20 protein-coding genes are annotated in these 16770 nt (G+C 35.0%); 17 read left to right on the forward strand and 3 right to left on the reverse strand.

Translation table 11 applies throughout. The features are described 5' to 3' along the window. The first annotated feature begins 1 nt into the window (after position 1). The 16 genes from spoVAD to TEPIDINF_RS03510 all read left to right on the forward strand — a co-directional run bounded on the left by spoVAD (position 2) and on the right by TEPIDINF_RS03510 (position 14487). The gene (gene spoVAD, locus TEPIDINF_RS03435; RefSeq protein ID WP_068723756.1) at positions 2–1012 is read left to right on the forward strand and encodes a stage V sporulation protein AD; all 1011 of its coding nucleotides are present in this window, start codon (positions 2–4) and stop codon (positions 1010–1012) included. 2 nt (positions 1013–1014) lie between these two features. Continuing rightward, positions 1015–1368, forward strand: a complete 354-nt coding sequence (gene spoVAE, locus TEPIDINF_RS03440) for a stage V sporulation protein AE (protein WP_068723758.1) — start codon at positions 1015–1017, stop codon at positions 1366–1368. A 14-nt stretch (positions 1369–1382) separates the two neighbouring features. Beyond that, positions 1383–1964, forward strand: a complete 582-nt coding sequence (gene spoVAEA / locus TEPIDINF_RS03445; protein ID WP_068723760.1) for a stage V sporulation protein SpoVABEA — start codon at positions 1383–1385, stop codon at positions 1962–1964. Beyond that, positions 1942–3504 carry a spore germination protein gene (locus TEPIDINF_RS03450; protein ID WP_235589061.1) on the forward strand — a complete coding sequence of 521 codons (1563 nt, stop codon included), beginning with the start codon at positions 1942–1944 and terminating at the stop codon, positions 3502–3504. The genes spoVAEA and TEPIDINF_RS03450 overlap by 23 nt, the downstream gene beginning before the upstream one ends. Before the next feature lie 129 nt (positions 3505–3633). Further along, entirely contained in the window at positions 3634–4959 is a 1326-nt protein-coding gene (gene lysA / locus TEPIDINF_RS03455; protein WP_069798763.1) for a diaminopimelate decarboxylase, read from the forward strand. Positions 4960–5199: 240 nt separating this feature from the next. Further along, positions 5200–5976: a segregation and condensation protein A gene (locus TEPIDINF_RS03460; RefSeq protein WP_068723763.1), complete on the forward strand. Its 777-nt coding sequence runs from the start codon at positions 5200–5202 to the stop codon at positions 5974–5976. Beyond that, a complete protein-coding gene (scpB, locus tag TEPIDINF_RS03465; protein WP_068723765.1) occupies positions 5957–6523 on the forward strand; it encodes an SMC-Scp complex subunit ScpB in 567 nt (188 codons plus the stop codon). Before TEPIDINF_RS03460 ends, scpB begins: the two co-directional genes overlap by 20 nt. An 84-nt stretch (positions 6524–6607) precedes the next feature. Further along, entirely contained in the window at positions 6608–7279 is a 672-nt protein-coding gene (locus TEPIDINF_RS03470) for a DUF2953 domain-containing protein (RefSeq protein ID WP_068723768.1), read from the forward strand. Beyond that, on the forward strand, positions 7249–7692 hold the full coding sequence (ytfJ, locus tag TEPIDINF_RS03475; RefSeq protein WP_068723770.1) for a GerW family sporulation protein: 444 nt from the start codon (positions 7249–7251) through the stop codon (positions 7690–7692). The genes TEPIDINF_RS03470 and ytfJ overlap by 31 nt, the downstream gene beginning before the upstream one ends. A 106-nt stretch (positions 7693–7798) precedes the next feature. After that, entirely contained in the window at positions 7799–8923 is a 1125-nt protein-coding gene (locus tag TEPIDINF_RS03480; RefSeq protein ID WP_068723773.1) for a D-alanyl-D-alanine carboxypeptidase family protein, read from the forward strand. A 3-nt stretch (positions 8924–8926) separates the two neighbouring features. Then, positions 8927–9511 carry a nucleoside recognition domain-containing protein gene (locus TEPIDINF_RS03485; RefSeq protein ID WP_068723776.1) on the forward strand — a complete coding sequence of 195 codons (585 nt, stop codon included), beginning with the start codon at positions 8927–8929 and terminating at the stop codon, positions 9509–9511. 14 nt (positions 9512–9525) lie between these two features. Continuing rightward, positions 9526–10056, forward strand: coding sequence for a spore maturation protein (locus tag TEPIDINF_RS03490; RefSeq protein WP_068723778.1), 531 nt, complete (start codon positions 9526–9528; stop codon positions 10054–10056). A 57-nt stretch (positions 10057–10113) separates the two neighbouring features. Continuing rightward, complete coding sequence (locus TEPIDINF_RS03495) at positions 10114–10833, forward strand: pseudouridine synthase (protein ID WP_421691362.1); 720 nt, start codon at positions 10114–10116, stop codon at positions 10831–10833. 83 nt (positions 10834–10916) lie between these two features. After that, the gene (locus TEPIDINF_RS03500) at positions 10917–11639 is read left to right on the forward strand and encodes a response regulator transcription factor (RefSeq protein WP_068723783.1); all 723 of its coding nucleotides are present in this window, start codon (positions 10917–10919) and stop codon (positions 11637–11639) included. After that, positions 11640–13388 carry an ATP-binding protein gene (locus TEPIDINF_RS03505; protein ID WP_069798751.1) on the forward strand — a complete coding sequence of 583 codons (1749 nt, stop codon included), beginning with the start codon at positions 11640–11642 and terminating at the stop codon, positions 13386–13388. It begins immediately after the preceding gene. A gap of 196 nt (positions 13389–13584) precedes the next feature. After that, positions 13585–14487 (forward strand): M14 family metallopeptidase, encoded by a 903-nt coding sequence (locus TEPIDINF_RS03510; protein WP_068727464.1) that lies wholly within the window; start codon positions 13585–13587, stop codon positions 14485–14487. A 50-nt stretch (positions 14488–14537) separates the two neighbouring features. Here the strand turns inward: TEPIDINF_RS03510 and TEPIDINF_RS03515 are convergent, their stop codons facing one another. The 3 genes from TEPIDINF_RS03515 to TEPIDINF_RS03525 form a co-directional block, all read right to left on the reverse strand. Continuing rightward, a complete protein-coding gene (locus TEPIDINF_RS03515; protein WP_068723785.1) occupies positions 14538–15032 on the reverse strand; it encodes an inorganic diphosphatase in 495 nt (164 codons plus the stop codon). Between the two features lie 137 nt (positions 15033–15169). After that, positions 15170–15379 (reverse strand): ferredoxin, encoded by a 210-nt coding sequence (locus TEPIDINF_RS03520; protein ID WP_068723788.1) that lies wholly within the window; start codon positions 15377–15379, stop codon positions 15170–15172. Between the two features lie 117 nt (positions 15380–15496). Then, the gene (locus tag TEPIDINF_RS03525) at positions 15497–16303 is read right to left on the reverse strand and encodes a YneF family protein (RefSeq protein WP_068723790.1); all 807 of its coding nucleotides are present in this window, start codon (positions 16301–16303) and stop codon (positions 15497–15499) included. A gap of 174 nt (positions 16304–16477) precedes the next feature. Here TEPIDINF_RS03525 and TEPIDINF_RS03530 point away from each other — a divergent pair. Next, positions 16478–16770: DUF4372 domain-containing protein (locus tag TEPIDINF_RS03530; protein ID WP_421691363.1), on the forward strand; the 293-nt coding region annotated here is incomplete at its 3' end.

Here is a 16770-nt window from a genome sequence, read left to right on the forward strand (position 1 = left end):
TTTGAGTCATCAACTAGGAAGAAGTACATGGGAATTTTCAAAGGTTAGAATACTAGCAAGTGCTGTTTCTGTAGGACCAAAAGAGGGTCGGGGTCCTTTAGCAAAGGATTTTGATATTATTCATGATGATTTACATATAGGTCAAGATACATGGGAAAAAGCTGAACGCAAATTATTTGAAGAGGCACTTGATCTGGCGGTTCAAAAAGCTGGATTAAAAAAAGACCAGATTGATCTTTTGATCGCAGGGGATTTATTAACCCAAATCATTTCCGCTTCTTTTACTGCTCGTTATGCTCAAATTCCTTATTTAGGTGTATATGGAGCTTGTTCAACCTCGATGGAATCATTGGCTTTAGCGGCTTCTCTTGTTGAAGGCGGTTATGCGAACTATGTTGTTTCTGGTTGTAGTAGTCATAATGCAACGGCTGAAAGGCAATACCGTTACCCTACAGAATATGGAGGACAAAAACCTCCTTATGCACAATGGACCGTAACCGGTGCAGGTGTAGCAGTAGTAGGAAAGGGACTGATTGGACCTAAAGTCCGGTATGCGACAATTGGTAAAATTATTGATATGGGACTTAAAGATCCATTTGATATGGGTTCAGCTATGGCGCCTGCTGCAGTTGACACCATTGAACAACATTTTATTGATACAGGTAGACGTCCTGAAGATTATGATCTAATTGTTACAGGTGACCTTGCTGGAGTAGGCTATCCATTAGCAAAAAAAATGTTGCTTGAGCGGGGTTTTGATTTATCATCTGTTTATAATGATTGTGGCTTAATGATTTATTACTCAGACCAAGAAGTTTTTGCAGGGGGAAGTGGTTGTGCAAGTAGTGCCTCTGTAACATATGGTCATATTATGAAAGAGTTACATAAAAAAACTTTAAATAAAGTTCTTGTTGTAGCAACGGGAGCGTTACTGAGCCCTGTGACCTATCAACAAGGGGAATCCATTCCATGTATTGCCCATGCAGTTGCAATAGAGAATGAGGAGGAATAGTAATGGGAACTTATTGGTCTGCGTTTTTAGTTGGGGGCTTAATTAGCTTAATTGGCCAATTACTCATGGATTTAACAAAAATGACTCCTGCACATGTGATGACAACATTAGTGGTGTCTGGGGCTGTTTTAGATGGTCTTGGATTATATGAGCCTTTGATCGAGTTTGCAGGGGCAGGTGCAACAGTTCCTATCACAAGCTTTGGTAATGCGCTCGTTCATGGTGCATTAGCAGAAGCAGAACAACACGGATTGGTCGGGATTATTACTGGAATTTTTGAAGTAACTAGTGCCGGTATTTCTTCAGCTATCGTCTTCGGTTTTCTGGTAGCAATTATATTTAAACCTAAAGGGTAATTTGGTGATCAATGATGAAAAAAAGAAAGGTAATTGTTATTACAGATGGGGATGACGTTGCCAGACAAGTAATAGAAGAAGTTGCGAAGATAATCGGTGGCCGATGTATTTCACGTTCTGCAGGGAATCCAACACCATACAATGGCAATGAATTAGTTGAAATGATCAAGAGCACTCCCAATGATCCAGTTTTGGTTATGTTTGATGACAATGGGCGTGGGTATAAAGGTGAAGGGGAAAGAGCGATTGAATTTATCACCAAACATCCCGACATTGAGGTGCTAGGGGCCATCGCTGTAGCATCTAATACTAAATTTGTTGAGGGAACAACCATTGATTTTTCAATCGATCGCAATGGGAAAAGAGTAGAAAGTGGGGTAAATAAAGATGGAGACCCTGTTGGTGGACCACTTCGTGTATACGGAGATACAGTGGATATCTTAGACAAACTAGATATGCCTGTTATTGTGGGAATTGGAGACATTGGAAAAATGAGAGGGAGAGATCATATTAAACACGGTTCTCCGATTACATTAAAAGCGATCCAAACCATTTTGGAATGGAGTGAGCAACATGAAGAAAAACATGAAACTTAAATATCAGTCAAAAACCAATGAAAAAAAAGCAACAGAAGCTGAAAACAAATCAACAACAAAAATCAACACAGTGGAAGAGAAACTAAATCAAACGCTAAAGATTTCTAAAGAATTAAGTAAAAACAAAAAGATATTAGAAGAGAGATTGGGAGTAGGCGAAAGCTTTGATATGGTCTGTAGGGAGATGAATTTTGCAGGAAAAGATTTTGCTCTCTTCTTCGTAAATGGCTTTGCTGATTCTGATATCATGACCCAGATATTAAAAGAATTAGCTGACTTAAAAAGAGAAGAGATAGTACCCAATATCCTAGAACACCTTCTTGAACGATATGTGTCTCACATACAGGTAAAAAAACTGAAGACAATCAATGAAGCGATGGATAACATTCTTTCTGGACAATTAGTGATGTTTATTGATGATCAGGAGGAAGCCCTTGTGATAGATGCAAGGAAATATCCTGGCAGAAATCCGGAAGAGCCAGATATTGAGAGAGTAGTTCGTGGAGCAAGGGATGGTTTCACTGAAACTTTGCTTTTGAATACGGCTTTAACTAGAAGACGAATCCGGGATGAACGTTTAAGAATGGAAATTAGCCAATTAGGTGAACGTTCAAAAACCGATATTTGTATTGCCTATCTTAAAGATGTTACAGACCCAGGGTTAATTAAGCTAATTAAACAGAAGTTAGAAGAGATAAAAATTGATGGACTTCCGATGGCAGAAAAGTCACTAGAAGAGTTTATCATTGGTCGATCATGGAATCCTTATCCCTTAGTACGTTACACGGAGAGGCCAGATGTGGCAGCTGCACACTTATTAGAAGGACATGTTATTCTTTATGTTGATACTTCACCAAGTGTGATAATCATGCCTACCACGTTTTTTCATCATGTTCAACACGCAGAAGAATACCGACATACACCAATGGTAGGCACCTTTTTGAGATGGATACGCTTTTTCGGAGTCTTTTCCTCTTTGTTTTTATTACCAATATGGTTAATCTATGTCCAAGAGCCGGAAATACTTCCTAAAGCTATCGATTTTATTGGTCCCAAGGAAACAAGCAACATCCCCATCTATTTACAAATTATATTTGCTGAATTAGGATTAGATCTGATGAGGATGGCAGCTGTTCATACACCAACCCCATTAGCTACTGCAATGGGATTAATAGCAGCAGTTTTGATTGGGGATATTGCTATTAAGGTAGGTTGGGTTGTTCCTGAAGTGATTCTATACTTGTCGATAGGTGCAATTGGTATGTATGCTACACCAAGTTACGAGCTAAGCTTAGGTAATAAATTAGCTAGATTGTTTCTTATTTTTGCTACATTCATTTTTAAGATTCCTGGTTTTGTTATCGGAACGATGTTATGGATTGTTTTACTTGCAACGACTCATTCCTTGAATACCCCCTATTTGTGGCCATTTATTCCTTTCAATTTTAAAGCATTGATGGCAATTCTTTTAAGAGAACCTATTCCGCTTGCAAATAAACGGCCAAGTATCGTCCATCCACAGAATGAAAATAGGCAATGATTTTGGCTTATTGCAAAACATAACTCTTTATGTTATATTCACATATAATTTAATAGTCTAACATAATAAAGTCGAAGGTAGAGGTTTTTAAATTAGTCCTTCCTGTCTAATTAAAAAAGGAGGAGAAACATGTATTTACCAGGTTCTAGCAAAATAAACGAAAATAACCATCTTGAAATTGGCGGTGTGGATACCGTCCATTTAGTTGAACGATTTGGAACACCACTATATGTATTGGATGAATGGGAAATTAGAAAAAAAATGGGGGAATTTGTTAATGCATTTAAGCAGATGGAGGTTCCATTTCAAGTTGCTTATGCAAGCAAGGCTCTATGTACCACGGCTTTGTGTCATATTGCTAGAGAAGAGGGATTATCTCTAGATGTGGTTTCTGGTGGTGAATTATACACAGCGATCAAAGCTGGGTTTCCTGTAGAAAGAATTCATTTTCATGGCAATAATAAGAGCTATGAAGAGATTGAAATGGCAATTGATGTAAATATTGGTACCTTCGTGATTGATAATTTACATGAAATAGAGCTAATTGAACATTTAGCAGAAAATAAACAAAAAAAGGTAAAAGCCTTAATACGGGTTACTCCTGGAATAGAAGCGCATACTCATGAGTATATTCAAACAGGACAAGAAGATTCAAAGTTTGGTTTTAACATAGGGGAACAAGCTTTGTCTGCTGCAAAATTGGTTTATCAATCCAAGTGGATTCAATTATTAGGGTTTCATTTTCATATTGGCTCTCAAATCTTCGAGATGACTGGTTTTGAAAAAGCGATTGAGCGAATGGCTGACTTTTATGAAAGGATTCACAGTGAATTAAATACATCACTTCCCATTTTAAATACTGGTGGTGGATTTGGGATTCGTTACATTGATGAAGATCGGCCTCTTTCAATTCATCAATATGTAACCTCCCTTGTAAAAGCAGTGAAAGAACATTTTTCTAAAAGAAGCTTACCGATTCCAGAGATATGGATTGAACCAGGAAGAAGCATTATTGGTGAAGCAGGAACAACTTTGTATACCATTGGTTCTAGTAAAGAAATTCCAAATGTAAGAAAATACATTGCGGTCAATGGAGGCATGATGGATAACCCAAGACCAGCTTTATATCAAGCAAGATATGAAGCAGCTATTGCCAATCGAATGATTTCTGATGGTTTAGAGACAGTATCAATCGCCGGAAAAGCATGCGAAAGTGGTGATATGTTAATTTGGGATATCAAGCTTAATAAACCGCAAACAGGGGATATTTTGGCCGTATTCTCTACTGGAGCATATAATTATTCCATGGCAAGTAATTATAATCGAATTCCAAGACCTGCAATGGTTTTAGTGAATAATGGAGAAGCTGAGTTAATCGTAAAAAGAGAGACCTATGAAGACCTTGTTCAATTTGATCAAGTGCCAGAACGCTTTTTAGCAAAAACTAGATCATAGCTTTTATTTAAATAGTAAGCATAACTTTCTTTTAAATTTAATATTTCCCCTTATTATTTGGGTTTGTATATTCCATAAGCAGCGACCTTTGAGAGTGTATTTCTTTACCTTATTTTTTATTCAAAGAAATACACGGACAACGGAGCGCATTGTAATATACAAACTTATTTTATTTGTTGATAGATGAGGGATATGTTATAATTTCACCAGTAAAGTTGGTATTATAGGCAGGAGAACATGATGACATATCAAATTAAATTAGATGTTTTTGAGGGACCTCTCGATTTATTACTTCATTTAATCGATAAAGAAGAAATGGATATTTATGATATTCCTATTGCAAAAATTACGGATCAATATTTGCAGTATATTCATACCATGCAAACTTTAAAGTTGGATATAACGAGTGAGTTCCTTGTCATGGCTGCTACCCTATTGTCAATTAAAAGTAAAATGTTATTACCAACTCGAACAGATCCTTCTTTACAGCAACTATTAGAGATGGACATTGATGAAGTAGATCCAAGAGAGGAATTAATACATAGATTATTAGAGTATAAAAAATATAAACAATTAGCTGGGGTGTTAAGGGAAAAAGAGATTGCCAGAAATCAAATTTTTACTAGACCACCATATAATTTAACTCCGTATCTTGTTCAAGAAAAAGAAAACCCTGTTGAGGGAATTAGTCTTTACCATTTAGTGCACGCTTTCGAAAAGGCTTTAATAAAGTATTCCTATCGTGAGCCTTTAACAAAGGTAGAGCGAGAAGAAATATCGGTAAAAGATAAAATGATACAAGTGATAAATTTGTTAAAGACCCAAGGTATATTGTACTTTTCAGAGTTAATAACATCTCAAGCTACACGAACTGACATTGTCATTACATTTCTAAGTATCTTAGAACTGATGAAGCAAAAACGAATCTATTGTATTCAAAACAAAACATTTGACGATATTGTAATTCACTATTCTTCAGACAAAGGGGGAACAGAATTTGGATTACAATCATATTAAATCGATCATTGAGGGATTGATCTTTGTGGCTGGCGATGAAGGAATAGAAGCAAAACAATTAGCTTCTATTATTGAGATTGATCAGGAAACGATTGAAGATCTGATCCACGATATGCAAGGGGATTATAAAAGGGAACATAGAGGACTACAAATTGTACAAATTGCCAATGCATACTTATTAACAACACTGCCAGATCATGCTATTTATTTTGAACGTTTAGCTTCTTCTCCAACCCATTCTACATTGTCCCAAGCCGCCTTAGAAACATTAGCTATCATCGCATATAAGCAGCCAATAACTAGGGCGGAAGTTGAAGAAATTAGAGGTGTTAAATCTGAAAAAGCGATTAATACTTTAAATAGCAAAGGATTAATAAAAGAAGTTGGCAGGGTAGAAGGAATTGGTAGGCCAATTCTTTATGGGACGACGATAGAATTTCTAGAATATTTTGGTTTAAAGAATTTAGAACAATTACCTCCACCAAAAGAAACTCAAGAATTGAATGAAGAAGAAGATTTATTTTCATTTAAATATCAAGAGGAATAAGAGCCTTACTTTAAAGGCTCTTTTTTGTTGTATTGAAAACTTGTATATGGAGAATACTACCAATTAGTGAGTGGAGTGATGAAAATGCATTGGACTTGGTATGTCTTATTTTTCCTTTTACTAATATTAATGATTATCATTTTTTCACCAATTAAAATTCAGATTCAAGTTCATAAACAAGGGAAGAATGATGAAGTGATTATTGATTTTTGGTTTCTGTACCAACTATTTCATCTTCGTAAAATGATTCCAATGATTGCTATAGAATCGATTCACGAGGGGACAAAATTTAAGACAGAGACAAAAGTAAGCATGGTTAGTGAATTAGAGCCAAAAAAAGATCGTTTAACACCAGAAAAGGTAACTCATTGGAATAAACAGTATCATAGGTTTTTAAAACATGTCACGGATTTTTATGAAGTAATGAAAAGATTTCTTTCCCATGTTCACATAGACAAACTTTATTGGCAATCACAAGTAGGAACTGGAGAAGCAATGGAAACTGGATTATTAACAGGGGTGGTTTGGAGTATAAAAGGATCAATTTTAGGAATTATTTCTAAGTATATCATTTTAACGAAAGACCCCATACTAGTAGTAGAACCTAATTTTCAACAAAGGGTATTCAGAACCAATTTTGAATGCATAATAAGTTTTCGACTAGGGCATGTTATATTAACAGGAATACGTATCATCTTGAAGTTTTTAAAAGGGGGCGGGAAAAGATGGCTGGAGAACATCCCATTCAGGGCTTGATGAAAACAGCAATGGAAAACCTTAAAGAGATGGTAGATGTTAATACGATTGTTGGTGAACCTGTTGAAACACCAGATGGAAGTGTAATTCTTCCAATATCGAAAGTTGGTTTTGGGTTTGCTGCCGGCGGTAGTCAATTTAACTTCGATGTAGAAGGAAAAACTACGTCTGACCAATCAAACTTGAATGAAATACCGTTTGGTGGCGGAAGTGGTGGTGGTATATCCATTACCCCAGTAGCTTTCCTTGTTGTAAGCAAAACATCAGGTGTACAATTACTTCCACTTGATTCACAAACACATATTTATGAGCGGATCATTGATTTAGCTCCTCAGGTGATGGATAAATTACAAAATGCGTTGAAAAAAAATACGAATCAGCAAAATAACGAGAATACTCAACCCATCATGTAGAAAAGCTCTAAGATAAAAAGCGCATTTGATTGCGCTTTTTTCTTTCATTTCTTCATACTCATAAGAACCAAGCATATATATGTACAGATAAGTTAGGAGGACAAACATGATTTTCAGAAAAATAATCACGATATGGATGGTTGTCTCTATTCTAACCTTTGGAAATTCTTCTCAGGTTTTTGCTATGACAGAGATTCAGCCATTGCATATTAGTGCGCAAGGAGCAGCATTAATTGATGTAAAGAGTGGTCGGATTTTATTTGAAAAAAATGGCGATCAGAAAATGCGAATAGCAAGTTTAACGAAAATCATGACTGCAATTGTTGCTATTGAGAATGGTAATCTAGAAGATATGGTAACAACCAGCGATAATGCCTATGGAACAGAAGGGTCGTCAATCTACTTAAAAAGAGGTGAACAATTAACCCTAGAAGATATGTTATATGGCTTGATGCTAAGATCAGGAAATGATGCTGCTGTAGCTATTGCAGAACATATTGGAGGGTCTGTAGAAGGATTTGCTTTTTTAATGAATGAGAAGGCTAAGATCTTAGGAATGAATCATACCCATTTTGTGAATCCCCATGGATTAGATGATAAGGAACATTATTCTACACCAAAAGATATGGCAATTCTTACCGCTTATGCGCTTAAAAATTCAACTTTTAAAAAAATAGTTAGGACAAAAGTAAAAACAGCTCCTTTGGCTGATGAGTCGTGGGATCGACAGTGGATCAATAAAAACAAACTATTACACATGTATCAATGGGCAGATGGTGTAAAAACAGGTTATACAAAAATTGCAAAAAGATGCTTGGCTTCTTCTGCAACAAAAAATGGATTTCAATTGGCCAGTATTACCTTAAACGCATCAGATGACTGGAATGATTCGATGCAAATGTTAGAATATGGATTTAACAATTATTCCCCTTATGAAATTACAAAAGGAACCTATGCAGGATATGTAAAAGTAAATAAAAACCAAGTAGTGCATTTAGAAACGGCTCATGATTTCTTCTATCTTTTAAAAGAAGATGAGAAACAAAGATTACGAAAAAAGGTAAATATTCAGTATGTAAATACATTCGTATCAGAGCAAATTGTAGGCAACATCCAACTCTATTTAGATAATCAATACATTGGGAGTATTCCGGTAAAAATAAGAAAAGAAAAAGAGAGTTGGAAAGAAAATATCTTAAGTGTCTTTAATCGATGGTGGAGAGGAGAATAATCATTGGTTAATTGGCTTTGGGCAATGTTTATTATGATTGGAATTGTGACAGCAGCAATTCAAGGAAAGATCGAAATCGTTAATCATGCCATATTTGAAGGAGCCAAAACTGGTGTAACGATTAGTTTTGGCTTGATTAGTATTTTGGTTTTTTGGTTAGGAATCATGAAAATTGCCGAAGAAGCTGGTTTATTAATAGTAATAAGCCGACTTCTTCGCCCAATTGTTCGGTGGCTTTTTCCCGATGTACCTAAAGACAATCCGGCACTTGGATATATTTTATCCAACATTGCAGCAAATATTTTTGGACTTGGAAATGCTGCCACACCCATGGGTATTAAAGCCATGCAAGAATTGCAAAAAATAAATCCTTACCCAGATAGAGCATCCCCTACTATGGCCACGCTTCTAGCTCTGAACACCTCAAGTATTACGCTTATTCCAACACAAGTGATTGCCATTAGAATGAGTTATGGTTCAGTAAATCCTACAGAAATAGTAGGCACAACAATCTTAGCTACTCTTTTTTCTACCCTTTCAGCCATTCTTTTAGATCGTTGGTATAGAAAAAAAACATATAAATCTTAGGGAGAGGTTAAAAAATGACCCAATGGATTACAACAATATCATTATGGATTATTCCTGGTCTTATCAGTATCATTCTTCTTTTTGCCATTTGGAATCGGGTACCTGTTTTTGAGACATTTGTTGACGGAGCTAAGAATGGATTTCAAACAGCGATAAATATCATGCCACATTTAGTTGGGATGATGGTGGCAATTACCGTTTTTAGAGAATCTGGTGCATTACAACTCGTGATCGATTTTATCCATCCATTCCTAACAATGTTTCATTTTCCGACAGAGGTATTTCCTTTAGCCATGATGAGACCAATTACTGGTACAGGGGCATTGGCCATAACAACTGATCTCATTGCAACCCATGGACCCGACTCATTTATTGGAAGATTAGCTTCTACGATGCAAGGAAGTTCTGATACAACTCTATATATTATTACCGTTTATTTTGGAGCTGTAGGAATCAAAAAAGCTGGGTATGCATTAAAGGTTGGATTATTTGCGGATCTGATCGCAGTGATTGCATCTTTAATGATTGTGTCTTATTATTTTTAAATATTTATTTGATGTTGAAAAAAACTTTGATAAAGTAATTTTTAAGAGGTGTTATCGTTGGAGAGATTACAAAAAGTTATTGCAAAAGCAGGAATTGCTTCTAGAAGAAAGGCAGAGCAATTAATTACCAGTGGACAAGTCTTAGTAAATGGAAAAGTTATTACAGAATTAGGAACAAAAGTTAACTTGGATGAAGATGAAATTAAAGTAAATGGGAAGCTATTAAAAATTTCTGAAGAAAAAATTGTTCTTTTGTTTTATAAGCCTAAAAAGGTGATTACAAGTATGAAAGATCCTAAAGGCAGAGAAACGGTTATGGATTATATAGATGTAAACTTACGTGTGTTTCCAATCGGGAGATTAGATTACGACACAGAAGGCTTATTGCTTTTAACAAATGATGGAGAATTAGCGAATCGCTTAATGCACCCGAGATATGAATTTAACAAAACCTATGAAGCGGTGGTAAAAGGAATACCAAGGGAAGAGGATTTGGACAAGCTCAGAAAAGGAATTTTATTAGAAGATGGGCTAACCTCTCCAGCGGAAGTGGTTAAATTGAGAGACCATAGAAACGAATCAATTATAAGAATCACAATTCATGAAGGGAAAAATCGACAAGTGAGAAGAATGTTTCAACATATTCAGTTTCCTGTACTTCAACTTAAAAGGATTCAGTATGGATTTTTAACGTTGAAAGGGTTAAAGGTGGGAGAATACCGTCTTTTGGAAGCTGAAGAGATTTCCAAACTAAAAAAAATGGTACAGTTACATTAAAAATTAAAGAATATCACAATAGAAATAAAAAATAAAATCAGATAAAATAAACATAAACATCGAAATGATGAAGAGGTGAAACCATGAATTCGGAAAGAAATTACCATGTTTTAATCGTTGATGATGAAGAAAGAATACGTAGATTATTAAAAATGTACCTTGAAAGAGAAGGATTTAAGATCGATGAAGCGGAGGATGGTACGACTGCATTAGAAAAAGCATTAAAAGCAAACTATGATTTAATTTTACTCGATTTAATGCTACCAGGTATGGATGGAATTGAAGTCTGTCAATCATTAAGGGAAAAGAAATCAACTCCGGTTATCATGTTAACTGCTAAAGGAGAAGAATCCAATCGTGTTCATGGCTTTGAAGTAGGTGCAGACGATTATGTGGTAAAGCCATTTAGCCCTAGAGAGGTTGTATATCGGGTAAAGGCTGTTTTAAAAAGAGCTTCCACTACAGCTTATTTAACCACTAGTCCTACAAAAACATCTAATATGATTGTATTTGATGATCTAGTTATTGATCATGATGCTCATAGAGTGACTGCCAATGGAATTGAAATCAACTTAACACCAAAAGAATATGAATTGTTACATTACCTCGCTTCTTCGCCGGATAAAGTATTTAGTCGTGAAGAACTATTGAAAGAGGTCTGGAATTACGAGTTTTTTGGTGACCTAAGAACAGTGGATACACATATAAAGCGTTTAAGAGAAAAACTAAATAAAGTATCAGTAAATGCTGCCAAGATGATAGGAACTGTTTGGGGAGTAGGTTATAAGTTAGAGGTGCAAAAATAGGTGATATTTCGAAGTGTTGTTGGAAAATTATGGATTACAATTATTATCTTTGTATCTATTATTTTGTCCTTATTAAGTTTATTTTTAATTCGATATTTTGACTATTATTATTATGAAAGGCAATCGACCAATCTCACAAACTTGGCAACAAGGTTATCTACAATTTTAACCGAAAATCCAGATAATCAAAACGCAGTAATCATGGCAAAAGATTTGATTGAAGCTTATAATAACACAAAGATGACTCTTTTTGATAAGGATTCATTAGATCAAAAAAAACTTTTGCAACATGGACTTACAGCTAAAGATATAGAACGAGTCTTTGTGGGAGAAACTTTAGTTTTACGTGTAATTGACCCAGCTAATCAAAAATCTGAACAGAGGAACGGGGATGAATTATTAGTTGTTGCCGTTCCAATTAAACAAAATCAAGCAAATGAAGCGCTTATATTGTCACAATCTTTAAGGGGATTATATAAATCCACGAAGGATACAAATAAAATTATTTTGTTTTTTACTGCAATGGGAATCGTGGGAACGACAATTTTTGCCTTCTTCTTATCTAGCAGAATTACAGACCCCATTCGACAGATGCAAAAGGCGGCAAATCGAATGGCACAAGGTGATTTTCATACTAAGGTTAGAATTCGTTCATCCGATGAAATTGGCGACCTAGCAATAAGCTTTAATCGAATGGCAAGCCAATTAGTAGAAACTGTACAAGCCTTATCAACTGAAAAGGAAAAGTTAGCCAATATTTTAAAAAGTATGGCTGATGGGGTTATTACGATTAATTCTGAGGGAAAAATCATCATGACCAATCCACCTGCAGAGAAATTATTTAATCATTGGCATGATGAGGATAATCAACTATACACGATTTTGAAAGAAACATTAAATGAGGTTTTAAAAGGAAAAGTGCCAATTAGCAAAGATATTCAATGGAATGGACAGATTTTTTCGATTGTCATGGCACCTCTTTATTCAGGCCAAGTGATAACTGGTGCGGTTACCTTACTTAGAGAAGTAACGTATGAAAGAAAACTAGATAAATTAAGAAAAGACTTTCTTGCTAATGTTTCTCATGAATTACGAACGCCAATCTCGATGCTTCAAGGTTATAGTGAAGCAATTATAGATGATATAGCACAAACAGACGAAGAAAAAAAAGAACTTGCCCAAATTATTTATGATGAGTCGTTAAGAATGGGGAGGTTAGTCAATGAATTGCTAGACTTGGCAAGAATGGAGTCAGGAAATATTCAACTCCAATATTGCAAAACGAATATTACGGTAACTTTAAATAAAGTGATCCGTAAGTTTTCGGCTTTAGCAAAGGATTTGGGAATAGAGTTAACAACTGAGGTAGATCCTAATATTAAGGAAGTATTTATTGATGTTGATCGCATCGAGCAAGTGATTACTAACTTAGTAGACAATGCAATGAGACATACTCAAAGAGATGGAAGAATTACCATGAGAGCAAAACCAAAAGGAATTAGAAAAATATTATTAGAAGTCGAAGACACTGGTGTTGGAATCCCTGAGGAGGATTTACCATATGTTTTTGAACGTTTCTATAAGGCTGACAAAGCGAGGACAAGGGGTCACTCAGGTACTGGGTTAGGTCTTTCTATAGTAAAAAATATTGTACATGCCCATGGTGGAAGCATCTCAGTTTCAAGCCAATTAGGACAAGGAACGACATTTTCTATTATTCTTCCGACTCATAATTTGACAAAAGAATAAGGTTACCGTCGAAAAAAATATGAAAATCTTGTTTAACGTGAAACAATCTTATTTACCAGGCAGAAGTTGGCATAGATGTCAATTTCTGCCTTTTTCATAATGTAGGAGGTCGTCACTTTTGTGGTAGAAACATTGGGAAATTGTAGGCATATTTTAATAGTAACTGTATAAAAGGAGGGTTCTGATTTTGAAATATATGATAAAAAAAGATGATATCGTGCAGACCAATGAAGAATATAGTTATGAGGACTTAGTTGCAGATATTGAGGCATTAAAAAGTAGATATCCTTTTATTCAAACCGATATTATAGGATCATCAGTAATGGGTAAATCAATTTATGCGATTCGCTTAGGAATAGGACAAAAAGAAGTATTTTATAGTGGTGATTGGCATGCAAATGAATATTTAACTGCACCATTATTAATGAAATTTGTAGAGGATTATGCAAAGGCATATACACAAAAAAGAACATTACGCGGATATGATATTGAATACCTTTATCGTAACAATTCGATCTGGATTGTGCCTATGGTAAATCCAGATGGTGTTGAACTCGTGATAGAAGGAATCACACCATCGCATCCGTTTTATCAAAGTGTACTTAGAATCAATTCTGGTTCGAAAGATTTTAGAGGTTGGACAGCAAATATAAGGGGTGTTGATTTAAATCATCAGTGGCCAGCAGATTGGGAGCAGGAAAATGATCGAAGTCCGCAAGTTCCATCTCCACGAAAATATGGGGGTACTAGACCATTAACTGAACCAGAAACTATAGCCATCTATGATTTCACAAAAAAACATAATTTTAGAATGGTGTTAGCCTTTCATTCTCAATGCCAAGTTATTTATTGGGGATTTAAAGGAATGGAACCACCCGAATCAGAAAAAATCGTAAACCGAATGGCTATTCTGACTGGATATGTCCCAGAAAAAACAGCATATAGTGGGGCAGGTTATAAAGACTGGTTCATTCAAGAATTTCGAAAGCCAGGATTTACAATTGAGGTAGGTATTGGGATTAATCCTTTACCTGTATCTCAATTCCCGCAAATTTATCGAGAAAATCTAGCTGTTTTATTAGAAGCCCCTTTACTTTAAAAAATTAACAGAGTTCATCGTTAGATGAACTCTGTTAATTTTAATGTCACTTATTTACCTTCACTATATCTTGCAACACATTCTTCGTATAATTGAATAGCTACTTCTTTGTCCTTCCATCCTTCAATATTGGTTATCTTGTTTTCTAAGTCTTTATAGACTTTAAAGAAATGTTCGATCTCCTTCAAAATATGTGATGGCACATCGTTTAAAGTATTGACTTCTTTAAATCGAGGATCATCAGCTGGAACAGCTAATAGTTTTTCATCTTGTCCTTTATCATCAGACATAATAAGAACTCCGATCACTCTTGAACTGATCACACAGCCAGGAAAGGTTGGAAATGTTGTCAGTACAAGAATATCTAATGGATCTCCATCAAGAGCCAAGGTGTTTTCAAGATAGCCATATTCAGTAGGATAATGTACAGGCGAGTATAATACTCGGTCTAAACGAAATACCCCCTTTTCCTTATCAAATTCATATTTGTTTTGACTACCTGTTGGAATTTCAATAAATGCATCGACGATTAAGTCTTTAGACATGAATGTTGCCTCCTCAATTCATTATGTATCATATTTTTTGTTTACATTTGACATTATAGCAATTTGAACAAATAAAGCAAATATAGGTAGAAGCAAAAAACCACCTAGGAAATCTAGGTGGTTTTATGTAAGTCATATTATTCTTCAACTTTGATGGAGTCAGTTGGGCAACCTTCAGCTGCATCACGAACATCATCTTGAAGTTCTTCAGAGATTTCAGCTGTTCCTTGGTTGTCGTCTAAAATGTTATATGCAATACCATCATCATCGTAATCGAATACATCAGGAGCTGTTGCACCACATGCTCCGCATGCAATACATGTATCTTTATCTACCCAAGTTTTCATATTTTTCACCTCCCATATAAGTTGGATGTCCACCAACTCATTGTCCACTTCCCTTTTCTATTGTAGAATGTCTTTTAATATAATGCAATACTTGAAATTTAAAGTTTTTTAACTCAATCAATTAAAATTTGGAATTTTGGGTAAGGGTGCTCCTTGATACCAATCTTTATATAATAAAAAGTCCTTTTCATGAATTGCATTTGTCGAGATAAGAAATTGAATCAGTTCTTCTAAATTCATTGTAGTGTCTCGATTTGCTTTGGCATAGGCATCAATATGAACCGTTATATCTTCAGGTTTGTAAAAAGTGATGATTGTATCCTTCGCCAAGATCATGGCAATGATATAGTTCTTTTGGTGAATACTTGCCTTATTCCACTCATTCCAATTCACAAGTGACTCATCAATGTATTGGCTGATAGGATTCCTATTTTCCTGCTCCCAAACCCATATATGTCGATAAAATTGAGTTTGGCTTTGCAAATAATATTGAATCGCTTGATTTAATAATTCATGTCTATTAGGATTTTCTAGATATTGTTTCATTTGCTCCAAGCTTTGTTGAATTAGTTCAATACTCTTTTGTAAATAGGGAGAACTAAATTGATACTTGGTCATGTTCGTTTTCATTTCTTCAACCGATTTTTGCATGGAATTTACCATGTTAAGATCTATAGGGGATTGGTTTATTTTCCCATACACTTCTTTAAGCCACAGTTGAGTTGGTAAAAAAATAAGTTTATTAAAACTGATGATTTCACCTTCTGTATAGGTGTTTTGATCAATATTTGTTGGCACATTAGCTTTTAATTGTTTTTCCATCACTTTTGCTCCTAAGAAAAAGCCTGTTAAAAATAAAATCAAAATAAACAAAATATAGTAAATAACAAAAAAATCTTTTTTAGATAAACGACTTGAATTCATAGAATCCTCCTACCAAATTTTAATTCTAATAGTTTTAGTCACTAGCGTTGCATTAATTAAATCTGATGATTCAAAATAATAGCAATCTTCAAAAATTGTCCATACAACAAAAAAATCCTTTACAATGGAAGTACAGGTGATTCCTGTCCAAATCCAATAGTAAAGGACCACATTATGGACAAGAATACACTAATTTCGTCATTTGGTAAATGGGTTTCACCCATAAATTTTAAAAAAATTTTTGAACATGTTGAAAATGGTAAACAAGATTACTACATCAAGAAACTAACAACAGAGGCTTTTATTAAACTTCTGCTTTTTGCTCAGCTGCATGAAACCGAGAGTTTACAAGCCATGAGTGATGCACTACTTAATGAAGATCTGCAAAAAACACTTGGATTTGAATCGATAAGTGCCTCTCAATTATCACGAAAAAACAATGAAATCAATCCAGAAATTCTTTCAAC

This window comes from Tepidibacillus infernus, from assembly GCF_048898065.1.
In the GTDB taxonomy this organism is placed as follows: domain Bacteria; phylum Bacillota; class Bacilli; order Tepidibacillales; family Tepidibacillaceae; genus Tepidibacillus_B; species Tepidibacillus_B infernus.